Here is a 22,017-nt window from a genome sequence, read left to right as displayed (position 1 = left end):
CCGTTGCCGGATCAAAAACATAGAAAAAATTAGCGATCCGGCAGAGGTCACTCTTTATCAGGCGACGCTACGTGATTGCCCGGCAAGTTCTGCGAGCAGGTCGATATTTTCAATAGTAATATACTTACCTTTCACCGCCAGCATGCCGCTTTTCTGGAAACGGCCCAGCAGACGGCTGATGGTCTCAACGGTGAGGCCAAGATAGTTACCGATGTCGCCGCGGGTCATGGTCAGGCGGAATTCGCGAGGCGAGAAACCGCGCTGCGCGAAACGACGTGAAAGATTGTAGACAAACGCCGCCAGACGCTCTTCAGCATTCTTCTTGGAAAGCAGCAGAATCATATCCTGATCGCCTTTGATTTCACCGCTCATTAAACGCATCATCTGCTGGCGCAGGCTCGGCATTTTACCGGATAAATCATCCAGCGTTTCGAAGGGGATTTCGCACACCATGGAGGTTTCGAGCGCCTGGGCAAAGCTCGGATGATGCCCGGTGCCGATAGCGTCAAAACCGACCAGATCGCCAGCAAGGTGGAAACCGGTGATCTGTTCGTCACCCTGTTCGGTGATGGTGTAGCTTTTGATGGTCCCTGAACGAATGGCGTACAACGATTTCAGTTCGTCACCCGCTTTAAACAGGGTTTGTCCCTTCTGGATAGGCTTTTTGCGCTCGATGATGTTATCAAGCTGATCAAGCTCATGCTCGTTGAGCGTAAAAGGGATGCATAATTGGCTGATGCTGCAATCCTGACAATGGATAGCACAACCGCCAGACTGAATGCGTCGGATAATTCGCTTTTCAGGGATCATAGATATGCTCAGGCCGTAATTGATATTGGTCAATTTTAACATCTTTTTGCTGAGCACGTAAGTATGGCGAAACCCCATTGGGAATATAATGGTATTCGCAAGGTGATTTTTTACGCTATCTTATTGATAACCATAAATATTACCAATCAATCACCTGAAGTGCGATAGCATTCAGGGCTTAATTGTCGCTTTGAAAGCCGGGGCTCGCCTAAAGCAACAGATATCCTTCATGCCGCAAAAGCCACTCTTTACGGCTCACGCCGCCGGCATACCCCGTCATTGTGCCGTTGCGCCCGATAACGCGATGGCAGGGCACCACAATACTGACCGGATTAGAGCCGTTTGCTGCCCCGACAGCCCGCGCGGCCCCGGCGCGGCCAAGCTGCTCTGCCAGCTGTCCATAATGCATAACGTGTCCGCAGGGAATGGTACGCAGCGCCTGCCATACCTCACGCTGGAACGGGGTGCCGGCGGTAGCCGTCGGCAGGTTTTGAATAATGCTTAAATCGCCGTCAAAATAGTCGCGCATTTTATCGCTCATGCCGCCCGGATTTTGACTGCTGACGCGTAGATAACCTTCCGCGCGATAGTGGATATCCAGCAGCTGCACCATACGATCGCTGTGTTCTTCCCACTCCACGGCCCGCAGCCTGAACTGCTCATCGCAAAGTATCCATAGCGGCCCAAGCGGCGTGGCAATCTTATCTTCAAGCAGTGTCAGCATGACGCTCTCCATTTTTAACCCAGGCGCGCGGCCCCAAAGCAGCAGAATATCACGCTATCCGCGGCGGCAGCCAGCCACCCTAAAAGAGTAGATAACGGCCCCAAACCGCTGCGGTATTTATCCGCAACGCCGGCCGTCGGACAATAACCATTATTTAATAAGGGAATTAAAAGGTGATGTAATAATAGTCAAATTATTTTTGCATCTTTTTTCATGAGCCTATTTGGCCAGAATTATGCCACTGGTCTATATACAAAAATCGATAAAAATAGTCGGTATTAAAAAGGGGGCCTGACGACATCAGTCCGACCCCAGTACACACAGCAATGCTTCCTGTTTAGACCCTGTTATATTCCTTTGCGGGCTACCGTTATTTATAGCCATTTCAGGATAAAAATGCATGATTATCTGAGTGATTAGTTTCACGCTTTTTGCACAGGGAATTAATTTTGCGTCAGGCAGTAAAATATAAGTAATCATATAGAATATTATTTGTACATATCGAGCGCTGCCGCTGCATGCTGCCGACGTTGAGCGCGGGCAGGCGGGCGGTTATAGTACACAGCGAAGACGAGCCTGGAGGATTTGCCATGAACCTTGACGACAAATTGCTGTTTCTCGACGCCATGGAGGATGTCAAACCGCTGAAGAACTGTGCCAGCAGCCGGTGGCTCAAACCTATCAAAGAGAAAGATGCGCCAAAAATCGACGTATCGCAGCTCGATAATTTTCTGACGACAGAATACCTGGATATTGTCTCGCTGGGCACTCCGCTGGAATTTAAACGCGAAGGGCTGCAAACCGGCGTACTCGACAAGCTGCGGCTGGGAAAATATTGCCAGGAAGCGAGCCTTAATCTGCTGCGCCAGCCCGTTGAGCAGTGTCGCCAGATGCTGTTTGCTTACATCCAGCAGGCAAAGCAGGACGGGCTGCGTAACCTGTTAATTATCCACGGTAAAGGCCGTGATGACCGTTCCCATGCGAATATCGTGCGGAGCTATCTGGCGCGCTGGCTCCCTGAGTTTGAAGAAGTGCAGGCTTTTTGCTGCGCGATGCCGCACCACGGCGGCAGCGGGGCCTGTTACGTGGCGCTGAAAAAATCGCCTCAGGCGAGGATCGAAAACTGGGAGCGACACGCGAAACGTAGCCGTTAACCCGGCATGGATTTGCGGATCGAAGCAAGCAGAATCTGCGCGCCCGGCGATAACACGGCATCCACTCGCGTCAGGATCCCAATCGGCTCTCCGGCGCCCTGTATGGCAATCGGCAGAGCCGTCAGCGTTCCTTGTTTCAAATCTTCTTTGACCGCGCCTGAGGGCACAAACCAGACGTAGTTATAATCCACCGTTAACTGGCGTGAAAGCGAGGCTGACAGCGTTTCGATACAGGTTGCCGGGAGTTTGCACCCCTGGCTTGCGAGCAGCGTTTCGGTATTCTGACGCGGGGTGGTGCCTTTCGGCGAAACCACCGCCGGCCATTCCATCACCCGGCTCAGGGTAAAATTTTCCTGCAGGATGGGATGGCCCGGCCGCACCACGAGCTTTAGCGATTCGAGAAACAGCAGCTCGTAGTTCAGCCCGGTCATCAGTTCGGGATCGGACATGCGGCCGATACCCAAATCCAGTTCCCCGGACTTCAGACCCGCCAGCAGCATGGTGTTGTTCATGGTGCCGACCTGAAGCGTCACCTCGCTTTGCTGCTTGTGAAACTGACCGATAACCGCAGGCAGAATGCCGAGCACCGCGGTTGGTAACGCGCCGATTCTGACCACGGCTGAAGCCTGGCCGTCTTTGCGGGTCAGGGACTGGCCGGCGTGATTAAGCGCATCAAGAACCTTGACGGCATGGGTAAGAAACTGTTCGCCCATCAGCGTCAGCTGCGCCCCCAGTCGCCCACGGTCAAACAGCCGCGTGCCGGTCAGTTGCTCGAGTTCATTAAGGGTTTTGGAGAGGGCCGGTTGGCTCAGATTAAGTGTTTCAGCCGCTCGCCCCAGCGTTCCCTGTTGAGCGACGGCCACGAAAGTGTGCAGATGGCGCAAACGAATGCGCTGACTGAAAAGACCATTTTTTTCCATAAGCGATGTTAAAAACAGACGGGGCGCGGTGACAAGGTAAGTTGTTTAATTATGATAACTTGCTAGCAAAATAATGTTAACAATCCGTCAATCATTGCAACATAAAAAGCGCTATTTCCCGCCTGCGCATGCGATAAGTTCAGGCAGATCACAAAACGCAAATTCTTCGCCCTGAGTGCCTCACCAGATTCTACGCTTTCAGCAATATTCACTGGAGATACGACATCATGGCGAACAACATCACGGCTGATGAGATTCGGGAAAAATTTTCGCACGCAATGTCGGCGATGTACCAGCAAGAGGTGCCTCAGTACGGCACGTTGTTAGAACTGGTCGCTGATGTCAACCTCGCGGTATTGGAAAACGACCCGGAACTGCACCAGCAGCTGGAGAACGCGGACGAACTGGCGAGGCTTAACGTTGAGCGTCACGGGGCGATCCGCGTCGGCAAGCCTGAAGAGCTGGCGACGCTACGCCGGATTTTTGCCGTTATGGGCATGCAGCCGGTTGGCTACTACGATCTTTCGCAGGCGGGCGTGCCGGTGCACTCCACCGCGTTTCGCCCGATTGACGATACCGCGCTGGCCTGTAACCCGTTCCGCGTGTTCACCTCCTTACTGCGCCTTGAACTCATTGAAAACGCGACCCTGCGCAAGAAGGCGGCGGCAATTCTGGCAAAGAGAGATATTTTCACGCCGCGCTGCCGGGCGCTGCTCGAGAGTTATGATGAGCAGGGAGGCCTGAACGAAGCGCAGGCTAATGAGTTCGTCAGCGAGGCGCTGGAGACGTTCCGCTGGCACAGCCACGCGACAGTCGATGCGCAGACCTATCAGGCGCTGCACGATCAGCACAGATTGATAGCCGACGTGGTCTGTTTCCACGGCTGCCATATCAACCACTTAACCCCGCGTACGCTGGACATTGACCGCGTGCAGGCGCTGATGCCCGAGTATGGCATCTCGCCAAAAGCGATAATCGAAGGGCCGCCGCGCCGCGAATTTCCGATACTGCTGCGCCAGACCAGCTTTAAGGCGCTGGAAGAACCGATTTTATTTGCCGGAGAGCATCAGGGTACGCACACGGCGCGGTTTGGTGAAATCGAACAGCGCGGGGTAGCGTTAACGCCGAAGGGGCGCGCGCTGTACGACGAACTGCTGCTCGCCGCGGGCAGCGGTAAAGACAACCTCAGCCATCAGCGCCATTTGCAGGAGGTATTCAGCCGTCTGCCGGACAGCGATACGCTGCTGCGTCGCCAGGCGCTGGCCTATTTCCGCTATCGCCTGACGCCCGCAGGCGAAATGCACCGATCGGGGATCAAGCCCGGAGACGATCCGCAGTCGCTGATTGAGCGCGGCTGGCTGGTGGCTCAGCCTATTACCTATGAAGATTTTCTGCCGGTGAGCGCCGCGGGTATTTTTCACTCTAATTTAGGCGGCGAAAGCGGCTCCCGTTCGCACGGGCATGCCAGCCGTGAGGCCTTTGAGCAGGCGCTCGGAGCGTCGGTTGCCGACGAGTTCGAGCTATATCAGCAGGCGGAAGATCGCAGTAAACGACGTTGCGGACTGCTCTGAAGACGCTATTCTGTTTGAGGTGTCGATAGCAAGGAACCGCAGATGGAAGCGCCTGAAATCCCGTTAGTTAATGTCGCACAGGGCAAGCTTGCCGGAACAACAGAGGAGGGATGTACCGTATTTCGCGGCATCCCTTTCGCCGCTCCGCCCGTGGGTGAACTGCGCTGGCGTAGCCCTGTTCCTGCTGCAAGCTGGGAAGGCGTCAGGCCCGCCACGCGGTTTTCTCCGGCAAGCTGGCAAAGCCTGGAATATTGTAAAGCGGTGGGCGGCGGCGATCCGGGCCAGTTTTCTGAAGACTGTCTCTATCTGAATATCTGGACCCCCGCAAAAACCGGCGACGAGCCGCTTCCCGTGATGGTCTGGCTGCACGGTGGCGGCTATACCATCGGTGCCGGCGGGCTGCCGCCGTACGATGGCCGCGGGTTTGCCGCGCGCGGCGTGGTATTCGTTTCAATCAACTACCGGCTGGGGCATCTGGGCTTTTTCGCGCATCCGGCGCTGGAAGGCGAAGATCCAGCCGGGCCGCTGTATAACTTTGCCCTGATGGATCAAATCGCCGCGCTTGGCTGGGTGCAGGAAAACATCCACGCCTTTGGCGGCGATGCCGGTAACGTGACGCTGTTTGGCGAATCGGCCGGGGCGCGTAGCGTGCTCTCGCTTCTGGCCTCGCCGCTTGCCGGCGGGTTATTCCATAAGGCGATCGCGCAGAGCGCTTACACCTTGCCGGACGTTGAGCGGCATCAGGCGCTGAGAAAGGGCATATCGCTGGCGCGCCACTTCGGGCTGGAAGATGCCACTGCTGAACAATTACGCGCCCTGCCGGCCGACCTGTTCTGGCCATTAGAGGCGCCGCTAAATATCGGCCCGGCGCCCATAAGCGGCGACCGCGTGCTGCCGGAGCCAATGCTGGATACTTTCTTCGCGGGCAGGCAGCATCCGCTGCCGGTCATGATCGGCAGCAACAGCGACGAAGCCAGCGTGCTGGCCTATTTCGGCATCGATCTGGCCGGGCAAATAGAGCTGCTGCGCCGGGAAAAACGGTTCGGCCTCGGACTGATTAAAATGCTCTATCCGGGGGTAAAGGGCGATGCGGAGCTGGGCCGTCAGGTGTGCCGCGATATGGCCTTTACCACGATGGGGTTCGTGGTGATGCAGGCGCAGCAGCGCGCAGGCCAGCCCTGCTGGCGTTATTACTTCGATTATGTTGCCGAGGCCGAACGCAAAACCTACGCAAACGGAACCTGGCACGGTAACGAAGTGCCTTACGTGTTCGACACGTTACGGTTCACGCCGCCTGCCTGCGAATATGTGACGGAAAACGATCTTTCTTTCGCCGCTAAGGTATGCGACTACTGGGCCGAGTTTGCACGTGCGGCGACATCCGCAAGCGAACAGCTTAACGGCGCCTTACGCTGGCCCGCCTCTACCCGGCGCAAAGACAGAACCATGTTAATTGGCATCAATAAGCAGGCGCAGTTCAGCATCAGCAATCGTTTTATGCGAACCCGCATGCAGTTATTTAAACGCGTAATGAAACAGCACGTCAGATTAGGATGATCCCGCCCTTAAATAAATCTTTCCTATCCTAAATTCCAGGCTTTTTATTCTGCTAATAAGGCATTGCTAATTTATAAATATGTATTTAATATGCATCTTATTAGGCAAGAAAGTGCAGATAAGGATTAATCCATGAATATCGATAAAATGAAAGGCCAGCACGTTGAAATAATAGATAAGCTTAATAAACTCAGGGAGCTGAGCCATGCAGGCGTATCTCAGCATGCCAGGGAAATAGCGCAGGCCGTCATCAGCATGAGCTCATTAATTAAAATTCATCTCTCTGCGGAAGACCGGTTTTTATATCCTTACCTGGAAAAGGTAAGTGATGCGAAATTAAAAAGGATGAGCCTGCAGTTTAAAACTGAAATGGCGGATATTGTTATTCAGTACGAAGCTTTCTCCCGGCGCTGGAATACCGCCGATAAAGTCTCTGGTCATGATGAAGCTTTTCGTCGGGACGCCAATATTGTTTTACGCAAAGTTTATGAGCGAATGCATAAAGAGAATCATGACTTTTATCCGCTGGTTGAACAAATATAGCGCATGCCCTGTAAATCATCTCAACCTGACGTGAGCAAGCTCTCACAGAACGCCTCCAGCCCGGCCAGATTCTCACGGCCCGGGCGTACGGTCAGGCGGTAGCCTGCTCCGGTTTTCACGCTGCGCGCGAAAGGGCGCACCAGCCTGCCCATGCGTATATCCTCTGCCACTAAAGCCTCATCGGCAATGGCTATCCCGAATCCCTGAATAGCGGCGCTGATGGCCAGATCCATGGTGTCGAAATGCTGGTTTTTGATCATCACAGGTTGCTTTGCCGGGTAATCGGCAAGCCACAGCGACCAGTCAGTGCGATCGCGCGTCGGATGCAGGAAGGTGAAACGCTGTAGAGCTTCGGCAGACAGCGGCTCCGCAGGCAACAGGCTCTGGCTGATAACGGGCGTGAGGCTCTCTTCAAAAAGCAGCGTGCCGGCCCTGGCGTGCGTGCTAAAAACGATTGCCGCATCGTAAGGCTCGCTTTTGAAATTAATGCCGTGATCGACGGTGGTGGTCAGCGCAATCTGAATATCCGGGGCGCGAAGCTCAAGCTGCATAATTTTCGGCACCAGCCAGCGCATCGCGCAGGTCGGCGCCTTAAGGCGAATAACGCTCGGTTTATGGCAGGCGCGCCCGGCGACATCGAGCAGTTTCTCAAACGCATTTTGCAGGTCGGGAAGCAGGGCGCTTCCTTGCGGCGTCAGGTACAAGCCCCGCGCGTGGCGTTCAAATAACGTAAAGCCCAGCCACTCTTCAAGCGTGGCGATTTTACGGCTAACCGCCCCTTGCGTAAGGCATAACTCTTTCGCGGCCCGGGTAAGATTTAAATGCCTGGCGGTAACCAGGAATGCATCAACCGTATTGAGGGGAAAATTATGCCGCGCCATGTCGCTCTCCGCTGAGCCATGCATTTTTTGCATGGCTATTATGACAACAATTCGTTTGTCGTGGCAACCGCATGCGGATTGAATAGTTATGCAAATTGAGCAGCAACAGGAGCGGCCATGACTATCCATACCCCGGTGCAACATCGTTCAAAACTGCCCGATGTGGGAACCACCATTTTTACCGTTATCGGCCAGCTCTCGGCGCAGCATAACGCCATTAACCTTTCCCAGGGCGCGCCGAACTTTTCACCCGACCCTAAGCTGATTGCCGGCGTCACCAAAGCCATGCTGGATAATCATAACCAGTACGCGGCGATGACCGGCCTTGCCCCGCTGAAAACGCTGATCGCTGAGAAGGTGGCAACGCTCTACGGCGCGCGTTACGAGGCCAGCGATGAAGTGCTGATTACCGCCAGCGCCAGCGAAGGGCTCTATTCGGCCATTAGCGGGTTGGTGCATCCGGGCGATGAGGTGATTTACTTCGAACCCTCGTTCGACAGCTACGCGCCGATTGTGCGCCTGCAGGGCGCTAAACCCGTGGCCCTGAAGCTCGCGCTGCCGGATTTTTCCGTGAACTGGGATGAAGTGCGGGCGGCCATCACGCCTCGTACACGCATGATCATCATCAATACGCCGCACAACCCAAGCGGGCAGATATTCAGCGCGCAGGATCTGGAGATGCTTGCGGCATTGACGCGCAACACGGATATCGTCATTTTATCCGATGAGGTGTATGAGCACATCGTGTTTGACGGCAGGCGTCACCACGGCATGGCGACGCATCCGCAGCTTGCCGAACGCAGCGTGATTATCTCTTCGTTTGGGAAAACGTTCCATGTTACGGGCTGGCGCGTGGGATATTGCCTGGCGCCGGCGGCGCTGATGGATGAGATTTGCAAGGTGCATCAGTTTTTGATGTTTTCTGCCGATACGCCCATGCAGTACGCTTTTGCCGACTACATGGCCGATCCGCAAACCTATCTGTCGCTGGCGGCATTCTACCAGCGCAAGCGCGATCTGATGCAGACGTTGCTGGCGGAGTCGCCGTTTAAACTCTTGCCGAGCGCGGGCTCGTTCTTCCTGCTCGCCAGTTTCGACCATTTCAGCGATGAGTCCGACAGCGAGATGGTCAAGCGTTTGATTACCGAACAAGGCGTGGCGACGATCCCGCTCTCCGCGTTTTACACTGACGGAACGGATAACAGGCTGATCCGTCTTTCCTTTGCCAAAGATGAAGCCACATTACGGGCGGGCGCACAGGCGCTTTGCCGGCTGAAACCACGTTGAAAAGGAGTCACAATGAAAAAAATCCATGCGCTAGGCTTAGTGGTCGGGATGCTCTCTACTTTCTCCGGGTTGGCAGCAACTGAACTACGCTACGGCGTTGAGGCTGAGTATCCGCCGTTTGAAAGCCGTAATTCAACAGGCGAGCTGGAAGGTTTTGATATCGAGCTGGGCAACGCCATCTGTAAGGCGGCGAGCCTGAAATGCTCCTGGGTGGAAACCTCTTTTGACGCGTTAATACCCGGCCTGATGGCGAAGAAGTTCGACGCCATCAACTCGGCAATGAATATTACCGAACAGCGGCGTAAAAGCATCGATTTTACCCAGCCGATTTACCGCATTCCTTCGCAGCTGGTGGGCAAGGCCGGCAGCGCCGTTGACGCCACGCCGGAAGGGCTAAAGGGAAAAACCATCGGCGTTCTGCAGGGTTCCATCCAGGAAACCTATGCCAAAGAGCACTGGGAAAAGCAGGGCGTAACGGTGGTCTCTTATAAAGATCAGAATATGGCCTGGGCCGACCTGCTTAACGGCCGAATCGACGCGTCGCTGGTCATGTCCGCAGCCGGGCAGGCGGGCTTTTTGAGCAAGCCGCAGGGCAAAGGCTTCGGCTTTATCGGCAAGCCGGTGAGCGACGATACCATCCTCGGCAGCGGTATCGGTTTTGGCCTGCGTAAAGGCGATGCGGATACCAAAAAACAGCTCGATGCGGCGATTGAAAAAGTGAAGGCCGACGGCACGGTAACGACGCTTGCTAAGAAATATTTCCCCGGCATCGATGTGTCCGTGAAGTAATCCTGCTTTTCACCCTCTCCCCTCATGGGAGAGGGGCATTATCCCGCTCCTTTTTCAGTTCATTCCGGTTCAAATAAAAAAACTGCGTTCCTGAATCAAATCCGCTTCGACAATCGTTGGATTAGCGGTGAATTTTGTCTAGAGTGTGCGGTCGTAATGGTTGCACCAGCTTGCCGTAGTCCTGCCCGTAAAGCAGGACGAAATACATCGACATAAAAGGACGATTTCTCAGGCATGAACCGCAGACGTTTTATCAAAGCCTCTATGGCTCTCGCCGCAGCCTGCGGCACTCCGCCCCTCGCCACGCTCTTTTCCCGCGCAGCTTTCGCCGCGGAATCTGATATCGCCGATGGCCGCACCACCGAGTTTGATTTTTCAGTGCTGCAGGCGATGGCTCATGACCTGTCGAAAAAGCCCTGGAGCGGCGCACCTCGTCCGCTGCCGGATACGCTGGCCACGCTGACGCCGCAGGCTTATAATGCCATTCAGTATGACGCGGGCCATTCGCTGTGGAACGGCCTGAGCCATCGCCAGCTGGACGTGCAATTTTTCCATGTAGGGATGGGGTTCAGGCGCCGCGTGCGCATGTTCTCCGTAGATCCGGCCACCCATCAGTCGCGCGAGATCCATTTCCGGCCGGAGTTATTTAACTACAACGATGCGGGCGTCGATACCAGGCAGCTTGAAGGGCAGATGGACCTCGGTTTCGCCGGGTTTAAAGCCTTTAAAGCGCCGGAGCTGGCGCGTCGCGACGTGGTTTCTTTCCTGGGCGCCAGCTATTTCCGCGCGGTAGATAATACCTATCAGTATGGTTTGTCCGCACGCGGCCTTGCGGTAAATACCTTTACCGACCAGCTCGAGGAGTTCCCGGACTTCACTTCATTCTGGTTCGAAACGCCGGAAGCTGGCGATACGACGTTTGTGGCGTACGCGCTGCTGGACAGTAAAAGCGTTACCGGAGCGTATAAGTTCGTCATCAGCTGCGAAGAAAAACGCGTGGTGATGGAGGTGGATAATCACCTTTACGCTCGCGAAGATATCAAGCAGCTGGGCATCGCGCCGATGACCAGCATGTTCGCCTGCGGCACTAACGAACGCCGCATGTGCGACACCATCCATCCCCAGATCCACGACTCCGATCGCCTGGCGATGTGGCGCGGCAACGGTGAATGGATTGCCCGTCCGCTGAATAACCCGCAGAAGCTCCAGTTCAACGCCTATATGGACAACAACCCGAAAGGGTTTGGCCTGCTGCAGCTTGACCACGAATTCGCCAGCTACCAGGACATCATGGGCTGGTATAACAAACGCCCGAGCCTGTGGGTTGAACCGCGTAATAAATGGGGCAAGGGCACCGTGGGCCTGATGGAAATTCCAACCACGGGTGAAACGCTGGATAATATCGTCTGCTTCTGGCAGCCGGAAAAACCGGTGAAGGCGGGGGATGAGCTGGAGTTTAAATATCGTCTGTACTGGAGCGGTCTGCCGCCGATAACAACCGAACTGGCCCGCGTTTACGCGACGCGCACGGGCATGGGCAGCTTCCCGGAAGGCTGGGCGCCGGGCGAACGCTTCCCGGACAAATGGTCGCGCCGTTTCGCCATCGATTTTGTGGGCGGCGATCTGAAAGCAGCGGCGCCAAAAGGCATCGAGCCGGTTATCACGCTGTCAAACGGGGAGGCGAAGCAGATCGAAATCCTCTACGTGGAACCGTTCGACGGCTACCGCATTCTCTTCGACTGGTATCCAACCGACGATTCCACCGCGCCGGTAGATATGCGCATGTTCCTGCGCTGCCAGGGAGACGCCATCAGTGAAACCTGGCTGTATCAGTATTTCCCGCCGGCCGCGGACAAACGCAATTATGTTGACGACCGCGTAATGAAATAAGCAAAAGCCCCGCTGGCTGAGCCGCGGGGCTTTGTATTCCAGCGGCTCGCGCAGGCCGGACAGCACCCGTTCACCGGTTTCGCTTTTGAGTTCTTGATACCAGCCCTGGACGATCGCCATAGCTATGCCGAGCCTGACGTCGCAGCGTTTACGCGCTTTTCCTGGTGCTTCGTGAACGGACAAAGAGCGGACTTGCAGCGGCACGCCAGGATGGCCGGGTTGGTGGACGCCGCCCAAAATTAACACCCCAGCAACAAAAAGAGATTGTCTCGCTCGTCACATCGGGGCAGAAAACAGGTGCTGATGCCGCCCGCCTGTTCCGGGTTCACCCTTCCACCGTGGTGCGTCTTCTCGCCAAATACCGGATGACTGAGATTAGATAGACATAATCTATGCGGTCCTCGGCGCACGCTCACGGAGAAGCAGCCAGAAAGATCGGATGAAAAGGAAAGAAACCAGTAGGACGGAAGCCGCGATCCTACGGCGTCTCGTCCTGATAATCAGCAGATCGGCTTTTTGTATAAAGACCAGAACCTAAAGGAGACCTTTCCGGGCAAAGGTGATCCGGGTCGCTTCATTTAAATCCATGTTTTTCAGGTTGTTAGGGGATACCCAAGCAATATCCTGAAATTCCTCATTAAACGTAATCGTCCGGTTTGTACTGATACAGTCAAAGATGAGGTAAATCATGTAAATGTCCTCTGTGGTACCATCCGGGTACGTTTTAGTACGGACATCATCACGAAAGGCCCAGGGTTTAACGTCTGTGATACGCAGTGCTTCGCCTAGTTCTTCCCTGATTTCACGCCTCAGTGCAGTTTCCATCGTCTCGCCGGGTTCCATTCCGCCGCCGGGCAGCGCCCATTGTCCCGGGAATACCCCACGATCGGAGGCCATTTTACAAAGCAGAAACTCACCTTCATTTTGTATCACTGGGCACACTATTACTCGCTGGCGCATTTCATGTCCTCAACATCATGGCTTTCTGAATAACCTTATCAGAAAAAACGTCAATGTCAGCCGGGTGATCACACACCATAATCCGCTCACGAAGGTGTACCGGAAGATTATCGGTAAAGTGCTGATATTCCGCATGCCACCCTGTAAAGGGTTCAATATTGCGAATGTTTATGCGATTTATGGCGTCGGGATTAAAGGCGGCGATATGCTTCTGCACCGGAGCGGTCCGCACGCCGTCATCAAACTCTTCACTATTCATGACCCGTTTGCTGAAACTTCTGCACCATAAAACATTCCTTCCAGCTTCATGCCGTCCGGATCGAGAAAGAAGACGGCATAATAATCCGGATAATACTCACCGGCGGGGTCGAAAATAGTCACGTTATGCTTCACCAGCCACTCTTGCAGATCGTCCACGTCCTGCCGGTTGCGTAAACCCCAGGCATAATGATGAAAGCCCGGATCGCCTTTGCGGTAAGGATGATCGAGCCCCTGTTTGTCAGCCTGGCTAATCCACAGACGGGTGGAGCCGTTGGTCCAGCCCATCATATCCGGAAGCTCATCAAGCACGTCGAAGCCCAGAAAGCCCATGAGATCGGAATAGAACTGGCGCGAGCGGGCGAAATCGCTGACGGAAATCACCAGATGATCGACTGCAACAACTCGGGACATACGCTTTCTCCTGACCGAAGCCTGTGTTAACTATAGTCAATACGCCAAAGGCACAGGAGGTTCACATTGCAGGCCGCTGAAAACTGGCAGGATGATGCCATCAACATTAACGAGACGCTAACGCTGCACTCAGTTCACGAACGCTACGCCGATGAGCTGTTCGCCCTTGTGGTGCGCAATAAGGCATGGCTGCAAAAAGCCATGGAATGGCCGCAGTATGTGACATCCCGGGAGGACACGTTAAAAACCGTGGAGGGAAATTACATTCTGCACCACCGCGGTTATGCGAAAATGTTTCTTATCTACAGGGATAAGCGGATGGTGGGCGTAATTTCTTTTAATCAAATCGAACCGACCAATAAAACGGCCTATATCGGCTACTGGCTGGACGAGACCGCGCAGGGGCAGGGTATTATTTCACAGGCGCTGGAAGCGATAGTCGCAAAGTATGCAGGCGAAGGCGTGGTGCGCCGCTTTGTTATCAAGTGCATCGTGTCTAACGAAGCGAGTAATAAAGTGGCGCAACGCAACGGCTTTACCCTCGAAGGATGCTTACGCCAGGCGGAGTTTCTTAACGGCGAGTTTCACGACCAGAATATCTACGCGCGCATCGAGGAGTAATTAAAACAGGCCATAAAACGGCGTTCTGGTTATCCGCTGGTCGCCGTTAACCGCCTTATTACCGCGGATATGAATCATTTCACCGTCGATGCCGTCTATTGCCGCGTTGTCGAATACCTGCACGTTATTTTCGATCAGCACATTACCCGTTACGCGCGCGCTGCCGTAAATCTGCACGTGGTCATCGAGCAAAACAGGGCCGCCGATGAGCGCGGCGTCATCGTAAATATGCACATGATGCTTCAGCACGCAGTCGCCTTCGATGACCGCATTGCCATAAATCTGCGAAGAGTAGCGAATGGTCGGGATCTGGTCTTCTCCGCTGCCGGCGATAATCCGGGCATTATCGAAAACGCGGGCGCAGTCGCAAATCCAGATATTATTATCCTCGTTTCCCGCCAGCACGGCGTGACCGAAGACCTCGGCGCGATGTTCGATGAACGCATTGCAGATCGCGGCATCGCCATAAATTTGCGCCTGGTGAACGACGCGGGAGGCGCGGACTACGGCGTTGCCGTAGATTTGCAGAAGCTGGTCATGATCCGCCGTCAGACCGCGAAGCGCAATAACCTGGCTGCCCTCCATTACGCGTGCATTCTCACGGATAAAGCATTCGCCGCTAACCAGCGAATCTTCAACGTAGGCGCTGCCGGAAACGTGGGCCTGGTGGCAAAGCGTCGAGGCGCCATGGATCTGCGCATCGTCTTTGACGTCGGAGCCGCCGAATACCAGGCACTGGCTATCGTAAATCCAGCATACCCCCTGCTGACTCAGGCTTGCCTCACTCTCCACCCAGCCGCCGGTTTGCCCGGCTTTTACATCGCTGAAGTCCCGCAGCGCGCGGATCTGCCAGAGCCTGATCCGTTGCTTTTCGCCATCGTGCAGATAATCATGAAGCTGTACATCATCGGTTAATTCATACTTATTCATTCGCTCTGCCTCCTTTGCGCCTGTTTAAAACGTAGCAGGTAAATAGCCGGCGTGGCGTTCCGGCGCGGAATCGCATAAAATGCATCTAAAATACATTTTAAAAAATAAACAAAATGAGCAAATCGGTATCGTCCACGATGATTAATCTGCCCGCCGGGTATTTCGGCATGGTGCTGGGGATAATCGGAATGGGATTCGCATGGCGCTATGCCGCCGCTATCTGGCCCGTTAGCCCGCTGCCCGGCGCGGCCCTTGAAGTTCTGGCTATGAGCGTCTGGCTTGTGCTGGCGCTGGCTTTTATCTATCGTCTGGTGAGATATCCCCAGACGGTGAAAGCGGAGATCCTTCACCCGTTAATGAGCAGTTTCGTCAGTCTTTTTCCGGCAACGACGATGCTGGTGGCTATCGGGATTGCGCCTTATGTACGACCGCTGGCGGTGGGGATGTTCGTATCTGGTGCAGCGGTGCAGCTCGGCTATGCCGCATGGCAAAGCGCCGGTTTATGGCGTGGAAACCATCCGCAAACGGCAACCACGCCGGGTTTATACTTGCCGACGGTCGCCAATAATTTTATCAGCGCGATGGCGAGTGGGGCGCTGGGTTATCACGACCTGGGGATCCTGTTTTTTGGCGCGGGCGTGTTTTCCTGGCTCAGCCTGGAACCGGCTATTTTGCACCGTATGCGTAGCGCCGGAGCATTGCCCACGCCGGTTCGCACCTCACTTGGCATCCAGCTCGCTCCTGCGCTGGTGGCCTGCAGCGCTTACCTCAGCGTAAACGGCGGAGAGGCGGATTTCTTCGCCAAAATGCTGTTTGGCTACGGTTTGCTGCAGCTGCTTTTTATGCTGCGCCTCATGCCCTGGTATATGGCTCAGCCGTTTAACGCCTCGTTCTGGAGTTTTTCATTCGGTATCTCAGCGCTGGCGACCACCGCGCTGCATCTCAGTCACGACAGCAGGGACGGCATTTTTACCGTCGTCGCGCTGCCGCTGTTTATTTTTACTAATGTCATTATCGGCCTGCTGCTGGTGCGCACCTTTATTCTGCTGATGCAGGGGAAACTCATTGTGCGTACGGCAAGGCCCATGAAAAAGGATCGGTTATGACCGCGAAGTCTGAAAGTTACTACAGCGAAAAATATGGCTTAACCCCAACGCACTCCGACGTGGTTAATGCCGCGACCATCGTACCGCCAGGCAAGGCGCTGGATCTGGGCTGCGGCAACGGCCGCAACAGCCTGTACCTGAACCAGAAAGGTTTTACGGTGACCGCGTGGGATAAAAACCCGATGAGCATCAATAATCTGAAACAGATTATCGAGGCGGAAGGGTTAGAGGATATCACCACCGATATCGTCAACCTCAATGAGCTGAAGTTTGACGGCGAATACGATTTTATTCTCTCCACCGTGGTGATGATGTTCCTTGAGCGTGACACCATTCGGGGCCTTATCGCTAATATGCAGCGCTGCACTAAAAAGGGCGGCTATAACCTGATCGTGGCGGCGATGGATACGGACGATTTCCCTTGCAACGTCGGTTTCCCTTTTGCGTTCAAGGCGGGCGAGCTGAGCGAGTATTACAAAGGCTGGGAGCTGATTAAGTACAACGAAGAGGTCGGCCAGCTGCATAAAACCGACGCCGACGGTAACCGCATCAAGCTGCGTTTTGCCACCATGCTTGCCCGTAAGATTTAGCAAAGTAGCGGTGGATGGCGCTGGCGCTTATCCACCCTACAGAAACCATACGGACATATGTAGGGCGGGTAAGCGTAGCGCACCCGCCGGGAGTGCCTGAAGGGCGGTCGGTATTCAGGCTTATCCATCCTACAGAAACCATACGGACACATGTAGGGCGGGTAAGCATAGCGCACCCGCCGGGAGTGCCTGAAAGCCGGTCGGTATTCAAGCTTATCCACCCTACAGAAACCATACGGACACATGCAGGGCGGGTAAGCATAGCGCACCCGCCGGGAGTGCCTGAAGGGCGGTCGGTATTCAGGCTTATCCATCCTACAGAAACCATACGGACACATGTAGGGCGGGTAAGCATAGCGCACCCGCCGGGAGTGCCTGAAGGGCGGTCGGTATTCAGGCTTATCCACCTTACAGAAACCATACGGACATATGTAGGGCGGGTAAGCATAGCGCACCCGCCGGGGCGGCCTGAAAGATTGGTCGGTATTCAGGCTTATCCACCCTACAGAAACCATACGGGCATATGTAGGGCGGGTAAGCATAGCGCACCCGCCGGGGCGGCTGGTTTATTTAGCCGCCAGCAAACACAGCTTCAGCGCCACGTTATAAGAAGCCTCAAACGACTTCAGCGGCAGAAACTCAAACCGTGAGTGGAAATTATGCGCGCCGGTAAAGAAGTTCGGCGTTAATAAACCTTTTGCGGAGAGCGCGGCGCCGTCGGTGCCGCCGCGCATCGGAATCACTTTCGGCTCAATGCTTAACTCGTCAAGCGCGGCAAAAATCAAATCAATTGCCCGGCGATCGTCGGTAATGGCGTTGCTGATGTTGCTGTAGGTATCGCTGATATGATACTCCACGCGCGCCGTCGGATGCTGCGCGGTAATTTTCTGCGCAACTTCGCCAATCTGTAGCTTTCGCCGTTCGAAGTTAGCCAGATCAAAATCACGGATATTGGCTTTCAGCACCGCTTCGCTCTGGGAGGCCTGCATGCCGTTAAACCAGATATAGCCTTCCCGCCCTTCGGTGTGCTCCGGCGTTTGCTGACGATCGAAATGGCTGATGTAATCCATCGCCATCAGCAGCGGATTGACCAGCACGTCTTTAGCGGACATCGGGTGGCTGGTCACGCCGGTAAAGCGCAGCTCGGCGTGGGCGGCGTTGAAGTTTTCATACACCACTTCGCCTAATTCACAGCAGTCGATGGTCCAGGCAAAATCAACGTCGAAGCGCGCCAGATCTAACGCCTTCGCGCCGCACAGGCCAATCTCTTCGTCCGGGACAAACGCCACCACAATATCGCCATGCTTATGCTCCGGGGTGAGGTTTTCCAGCACCGTCATCACCACCGTCACCGCCGCTTTATTATCCGCGCCCAGCACGCTTGTGCCGTCGCTGAAGACGATCTCCTCATCCGGGTAGGCGTTAATTTCCGGATGTTCAGAAGTGCGCAGCCAGATATCTTTCTCCGCGTTCAGGCATAGATCTTCGCCGGTAAAACGCAGAATCTGCGGATGAATTTCCGGCGACAGCCCCACATCGACGGTATCGATATGCGTGATAAATCCTATCCGCGGCGCGCCCGGCACGTTTCCTTTTTTTACCGCCGTAACGGTCGCATGCTCATCAATGAGCACATCCTGCAGGCCGAGCTCGCGCAGTTCCGCGGCCAGCATTTTCGCCATTTCATGCTGGCCCGGCGTGCTGGGTAATGTATCGACTCGGGGGTCGCTCTGGCTGGTTACGGCCAGATAGCGGAAGAAGCGTTGGGTGAGCTGCGAGGAGAGCGGCGAGGACATAATGTTTCCTTATTGTTCGATGTTGTCTGTTGGTGATGTAAATTTAATGTTATTTATTAGGACGCTTAGTACAAGCTTTATTCGTTCAGGGGCAGGATAACCAACAGGAAGATAGCGATGAAAATAAAAATGACCGCGCTTGCGCTGGCCGTAGCCGCAATCTCAATCAGCTCAGGCGCAGCGGCAAAAACGCTGGTTTATTGCTCTGAGGGCTCGCCGGAGAACTTTAATCCGCAGTTATATACCTCTGGCACCAGCGTCGACGCCAGCGCAGTGCCGGTTTATAACCGGCTGGTGGATTTCAAAGTCGGCACGACCGAACTGCAGCCGAGCCTGGCGGAAAGCTGGGACGTTAGCGAAGACGGCAAGGTTTACACTTTTCATCTTCGTAAAGGGGTGAAGTTCCAGAGCAATAAATACTTCAAACCGACGCGCGACTTTAACGCCGATGACGTGATCTTCTCGTTTATGCGGCAAAAAGATGCAAAACACCCTTACCACAACGTTTCCAACGGCAACTACTCCAACTTCGAAAGCCTTGAGTTCGGCAAGCTGTTAACCGCTATCGATAAGATCGATGACCACACGGTGCGCTTCACTCTGGCCCATCCGGAAGCGCCGTTCGTCGCCGATTTGGGCTGGTATTTCGCCTCCATTCTCTCGGCTGAATATGCCGATGCGATGCTCAAAGCGGGCACGCCTGAGCGCGTGGATATGAACCCAATCGGCACCGGGCCGTTTGAGCTGAAGCAGTACCAGAAAGATTCGCGCATCCTGTTTACCGCCTTCCCGGACTACTGGCAGGGCAAAGCGAAACTCGACCGCCTGATTTTCTCCATTACGCCTGACGCCTCGGTGCGCTACGCGAAGCTTGAGAAAAACGAATGCCAGGTGATGCCGTTTCCGAATCCGGCGGATCTGCCGCGCATGAAGGAAAATAAAGACATCAACCTGATGCAAAAAGCGGGGCTGAACACCGGTTTCCTGGCGTTTAACACCCAGAAGGCGCCGCTGGATAACGTAAAGGTGCGCCAGGCGCTGGCGCTGGCTATCAATAAACTGGCGATTATCGAAGCGGTGTTCCAGGGCAGCGGCACGGCGGCGAAAAATCTGTTGCCGCCGGGCGTGTGGAGCGCGGACGACCAGCTAAAAGATTATGATTACGACCCACAGAAAGCCAAAGCGCTGCTTAAAGAGGCAGGCTTCGCGAAGGGCATGACCATCGATCTGTGGGCCATGCCGGTTCAGCGTCCTTATAACCCGAACGCCAAACGTATGGCGGAGATGATCCAGGCCGACTGGGCGAAAGTGGGCGTGACGGCGAAAGTGGTGACCTATGAGTGGGGCGAGTATCTTAAGCGCGTGAAAAACGGCGATCATCAGGCCGCCCTGATGGGCTGGACGACGGCGACCGGCGATCCGGACAACTTCTTCGGCCCGCTGTTTACCTGTACCGCCGCGAACGGCGGCTCCAACTCGTCGAAGTGGTGCTACCAGCCGTTTGATAAGCTGATTCTGCAAGCTCGCGCTGAAGGAGATCATGATAAGCGCGTGGCGCTTTATAAGGAGGCCCAGCAGATGATGCACGACCAGATGCCCGCGGTGATGATTGCGCATTCAACGATTTTCGAGCCGGTGCGCAAAGAGGTGACCGGCTATGAAATCGACCCGTTCGGGAAGCACATTTTTTATCAGGTGGACGTGAAGTAACGCTTTCCTGACTGCAAAAAGCCCTGCCGCGTAATACGGCAGGGCTTTTTTATAGTGAAGATTAAGTGGGGCTGCGCTGCGTTAAAGCTGCAGCTTCAGTCTCCTGCGGCGCCTGGTTTGCGCGCTCCTCGCGGTATTTCAGGTTATCCCAGATGCGGAAGAACGGGTAATACATCACCAGCGAAATGCCCAGGTTGACGATCTGCAGCACCGAGCCGGAGATATGGCCGCCTGTCGCAAGATAACCGCTGACGACGATCGGCGTGGTAAACGGCAGCGCGATACCCGCAGGTTTAGCCACAAGGCCCGTGGTCATGGCGACATAAGAAACGATCACCAGCACCACCGGCGTGAGAATAAACGGCACCACCAGATACGGGTTCATCACGATCGGAATGCCGAACACCATCGGCTCGCTGATATTAAACAGGCTGCCGGGCGCGGCGATTTTCCCCAGCTGTTTCATCTGCGCGCTACGGCTGCGGATCAGCATAAAGATCACCAGCCCCAGCAGGGCGCCGGTGCCGCCTGGCGCAATCCACAGATCGTAAAACTGCTGCGTGATGATATGCGGAATAGGCAGACCGTTCTGAAACGCTTCGAGGTTTTCCGACATATTGCTCAGCCAGACCGGGCGGATAAAAACCAGCACGATAGTGTCGCCGTGCAGGCCCAGCATCCACAGAATGCCAATCAGCAGTACCGAGATAATCATGCCCGGCAGGGAGCCGCCGACGTGGCTCATCGGAATGCCCACCAGCTCGGTTATCAGGGTATTGATATCGCCGAACGGCGTCGCTTCCACCAGCAGGCGCAGCGCCAGAACAACCGCCAGCACGCAGAAGCCGGGGATTAAGGCGAGGAAAGACTTCGCCACCGCGGGCGGCACGCCTTCCGGCATACGGATAACCAGATTGCGGTTGTTGATAAAACGATAGATTTCAGTGGAAAGCAGGGCGATAAGAATCGCCACGAACAGGCCCTGGCTGCCAATCTGGCCCATCGGCAGCACGCCTTTGACAAGCTGTGCCGTGGAGTCCGTAGCGGGGGTGAACATAATATGCTGAGGAATGGTCATGATAAACGCCACCAGCGAGACGGCGCCGGCGGTGAGCGGATCGATAGTGCGGTATTTTTCCGCCAGACGATAGGCGATGCCGAAGGCGGAGATAATCGCCATGATGTCGTAGGTGGCCTTAACCGGATAAAGCACTTTCTCCTGCCAGGCTGGACCAAACAGGCTGCTCATCATCTGCGCGTAACCGGGCACCGGCAGATAGGCGAAAATAAGGAAAAATGAGCCGATCAGCATAAACGGCATATTAAGAATGATGCCGTCACGCACGGATAAAACATGCTTTTGCCCGGCGATTTTCAGCGCCGCAGGCAGCACGTACTTTTCAATAATGGATTTGTTGACTGACACAGACACCCCCTGCCCGGGGCTAATTCGCCGACCGGGTATTATCGTTTTTTGTTGTTTCCGCCCGTGCAGACGGGCAGTGC

General features: G+C 55.0%; 21 protein-coding genes and 1 pseudogene. 12 read left to right on the top strand and 10 right to left on the bottom strand.

Annotated features, from left to right (window positions below):
* Nucleotides 1-57: 57 nt before the first annotated feature.
* The gene (fnr, locus tag WLO31_RS10660; protein WP_271125009.1) at nucleotides 58-810 is read right to left on the bottom strand and encodes a fumarate/nitrate reduction transcriptional regulator Fnr; all 753 of its coding nucleotides are present in this window, start codon (nucleotides 808-810) and stop codon (nucleotides 58-60) included.
* Between the two features lie 208 nt (nucleotides 811-1,018).
* Nucleotides 1,019-1,534 (bottom strand): methylated-DNA--[protein]-cysteine S-methyltransferase, encoded by a 516-nt coding sequence (ogt, locus tag WLO31_RS10655; protein WP_435930466.1) that lies wholly within the window; start codon nucleotides 1,532-1,534, stop codon nucleotides 1,019-1,021.
* A gap of 590 nt (nucleotides 1,535-2,124) precedes the next feature.
* Here ogt and smrA point away from each other — a divergent pair.
* Nucleotides 2,125-2,688 (top strand): DNA endonuclease SmrA, encoded by a 564-nt coding sequence (gene smrA / locus WLO31_RS10650; RefSeq protein WP_435930464.1) that lies wholly within the window; start codon nucleotides 2,125-2,127, stop codon nucleotides 2,686-2,688.
* Here smrA and WLO31_RS10645 read toward each other — a convergent pair.
* Nucleotides 2,685-3,608: a LysR substrate-binding domain-containing protein gene (locus tag WLO31_RS10645; protein WP_435930463.1), complete on the bottom strand. Its 924-nt coding sequence runs from the start codon at nucleotides 3,606-3,608 to the stop codon at nucleotides 2,685-2,687. The two genes, smrA and WLO31_RS10645, sit on opposite strands and share 4 nt — an antisense overlap.
* Nucleotides 3,609-3,835: 227 nt before the next feature.
* On the opposite strand from WLO31_RS10645, the gene hglS reads away from it, so the two are divergent.
* The 3 genes from hglS to WLO31_RS10630 all read left to right on the top strand — a co-directional run bounded on the left by hglS (nucleotide 3,836) and on the right by WLO31_RS10630 (nucleotide 7,279).
* Nucleotides 3,836-5,179, top strand: a complete 1,344-nt coding sequence (gene hglS / locus WLO31_RS10640) for a 2-oxoadipate dioxygenase/decarboxylase HglS (RefSeq protein ID WP_435930462.1) — start codon at nucleotides 3,836-3,838, stop codon at nucleotides 5,177-5,179.
* 42 nt (nucleotides 5,180-5,221) lie between these two features.
* Nucleotides 5,222-6,736: a carboxylesterase/lipase family protein gene (locus WLO31_RS10635; RefSeq protein WP_435930460.1), complete on the top strand. Its 1,515-nt coding sequence runs from the start codon at nucleotides 5,222-5,224 to the stop codon at nucleotides 6,734-6,736.
* 132 nt (nucleotides 6,737-6,868) lie between these two features.
* The gene (locus WLO31_RS10630) at nucleotides 6,869-7,279 is read left to right on the top strand and encodes a hemerythrin domain-containing protein (RefSeq protein ID WP_435930459.1); all 411 of its coding nucleotides are present in this window, start codon (nucleotides 6,869-6,871) and stop codon (nucleotides 7,277-7,279) included.
* A 20-nt stretch (nucleotides 7,280-7,299) separates the two neighbouring features.
* On the opposite strand, the gene WLO31_RS10625 is transcribed toward WLO31_RS10630, so the two are convergent.
* Nucleotides 7,300-8,160: a LysR substrate-binding domain-containing protein gene (locus tag WLO31_RS10625; RefSeq protein WP_435930458.1), complete on the bottom strand. Its 861-nt coding sequence runs from the start codon at nucleotides 8,158-8,160 to the stop codon at nucleotides 7,300-7,302.
* 117 nt (nucleotides 8,161-8,277) lie between these two features.
* Here WLO31_RS10625 and WLO31_RS10620 point away from each other — a divergent pair, with 117 nt between their 5' ends.
* The 4 genes and pseudogenes from WLO31_RS10620 to WLO31_RS10605 all read left to right on the top strand — a co-directional run.
* Nucleotides 8,278-9,447, top strand: a complete 1,170-nt coding sequence (locus WLO31_RS10620) for a pyridoxal phosphate-dependent aminotransferase (RefSeq protein WP_435930456.1) — start codon at nucleotides 8,278-8,280, stop codon at nucleotides 9,445-9,447.
* A 12-nt stretch (nucleotides 9,448-9,459) separates the two neighbouring features.
* A complete protein-coding gene (locus WLO31_RS10615) occupies nucleotides 9,460-10,236 on the top strand; it encodes an ABC transporter substrate-binding protein (protein WP_435930454.1) in 777 nt (258 codons plus the stop codon).
* Between the two features lie 234 nt (nucleotides 10,237-10,470).
* Nucleotides 10,471-12,126, top strand: coding sequence for a glucan biosynthesis protein (locus WLO31_RS10610; RefSeq protein ID WP_435930453.1), 1,656 nt, complete (start codon nucleotides 10,471-10,473; stop codon nucleotides 12,124-12,126).
* Nucleotides 12,127-12,290: 164 nt separating this feature from the next.
* Nucleotides 12,291-12,509 (top strand): annotated as a pseudogene (locus tag WLO31_RS10605) (recombinase family protein); the annotation flags it as partial.
* 151 nt (nucleotides 12,510-12,660) lie between these two features.
* On the opposite strand, the gene nudI reads toward WLO31_RS10605, so the two are convergent.
* From nudI to WLO31_RS10590, 3 genes are read right to left on the bottom strand one after another with little or no spacing between them, the layout of a single operon-like run.
* Nucleotides 12,661-13,086: a nucleoside triphosphatase NudI gene (gene nudI, locus WLO31_RS10600; RefSeq protein WP_435930450.1), complete on the bottom strand. Its 426-nt coding sequence runs from the start codon at nucleotides 13,084-13,086 to the stop codon at nucleotides 12,661-12,663.
* A 1-nt stretch (nucleotide 13,087) separates the two neighbouring features.
* On the bottom strand, nucleotides 13,088-13,345 hold the full coding sequence (locus tag WLO31_RS10595) for a hypothetical protein (protein WP_435930449.1): 258 nt from the start codon (nucleotides 13,343-13,345) through the stop codon (nucleotides 13,088-13,090).
* Entirely contained in the window at nucleotides 13,342-13,758 is a 417-nt protein-coding gene (locus tag WLO31_RS10590) for a VOC family protein (RefSeq protein ID WP_435930448.1), read from the bottom strand. The genes WLO31_RS10595 and WLO31_RS10590 overlap by 4 nt, the downstream gene beginning before the upstream one ends.
* A gap of 66 nt (nucleotides 13,759-13,824) precedes the next feature.
* Between WLO31_RS10590 and rimL the strand changes: the two genes are divergently transcribed.
* Nucleotides 13,825-14,379, top strand: coding sequence for a 50S ribosomal protein L7/L12-serine acetyltransferase (gene rimL / locus WLO31_RS10585; RefSeq protein WP_435930447.1), 555 nt, complete (start codon nucleotides 13,825-13,827; stop codon nucleotides 14,377-14,379).
* Here the strand turns inward: rimL and ydcK are convergent, their stop codons facing one another.
* Nucleotides 14,380-15,309: a YdcK family protein gene (gene ydcK, locus WLO31_RS10580; RefSeq protein ID WP_435930446.1), complete on the bottom strand. Its 930-nt coding sequence runs from the start codon at nucleotides 15,307-15,309 to the stop codon at nucleotides 14,380-14,382.
* 113 nt (nucleotides 15,310-15,422) lie between these two features.
* On the opposite strand from ydcK, the gene tehA reads away from it, so the two are divergent.
* Both tehA and tehB read left to right on the top strand, forming a co-directional pair.
* Entirely contained in the window at nucleotides 15,423-16,415 is a 993-nt protein-coding gene (gene tehA, locus WLO31_RS10575; RefSeq protein ID WP_435930444.1) for a dicarboxylate transporter/tellurite-resistance protein TehA, read from the top strand.
* Nucleotides 16,412-17,005 (top strand): tellurite resistance methyltransferase TehB, encoded by a 594-nt coding sequence (gene tehB, locus WLO31_RS10570; protein ID WP_435930443.1) that lies wholly within the window; start codon nucleotides 16,412-16,414, stop codon nucleotides 17,003-17,005. The genes tehA and tehB overlap by 4 nt, the downstream gene beginning before the upstream one ends.
* 566 nt (nucleotides 17,006-17,571) lie before the next feature.
* Here the strand turns inward: tehB and pepT are convergent.
* Nucleotides 17,572-18,801, bottom strand: coding sequence for a peptidase T (pepT, locus tag WLO31_RS10565; protein ID WP_435930440.1), 1,230 nt, complete (start codon nucleotides 18,799-18,801; stop codon nucleotides 17,572-17,574).
* Nucleotides 18,802-18,918: 117 nt separating this feature from the next.
* On the opposite strand from pepT, the gene WLO31_RS10560 reads away from it, so the two are divergent.
* Nucleotides 18,919-20,511, top strand: coding sequence for an ABC transporter substrate-binding protein (locus WLO31_RS10560; protein ID WP_435930439.1), 1,593 nt, complete (start codon nucleotides 18,919-18,921; stop codon nucleotides 20,509-20,511).
* A gap of 61 nt (nucleotides 20,512-20,572) precedes the next feature.
* On the opposite strand, the gene celB is transcribed toward WLO31_RS10560, so the two are convergent.
* Nucleotides 20,573-21,937 carry a PTS cellobiose transporter subunit IIC gene (gene celB / locus WLO31_RS10555; protein ID WP_435930437.1) on the bottom strand — a complete coding sequence of 455 codons (1,365 nt, stop codon included), beginning with the start codon at nucleotides 21,935-21,937 and terminating at the stop codon, nucleotides 20,573-20,575.
* Nucleotides 21,938-22,017: the final 80 nt, after the last annotated feature.

The organism is Dryocola sharpae (assembly GCF_051307055.1).
Lineage (GTDB): Bacteria > Pseudomonadota > Gammaproteobacteria > Enterobacterales > Enterobacteriaceae > Dryocola.
This window is presented reverse-complemented; position numbering and strand designations above follow the sequence as displayed.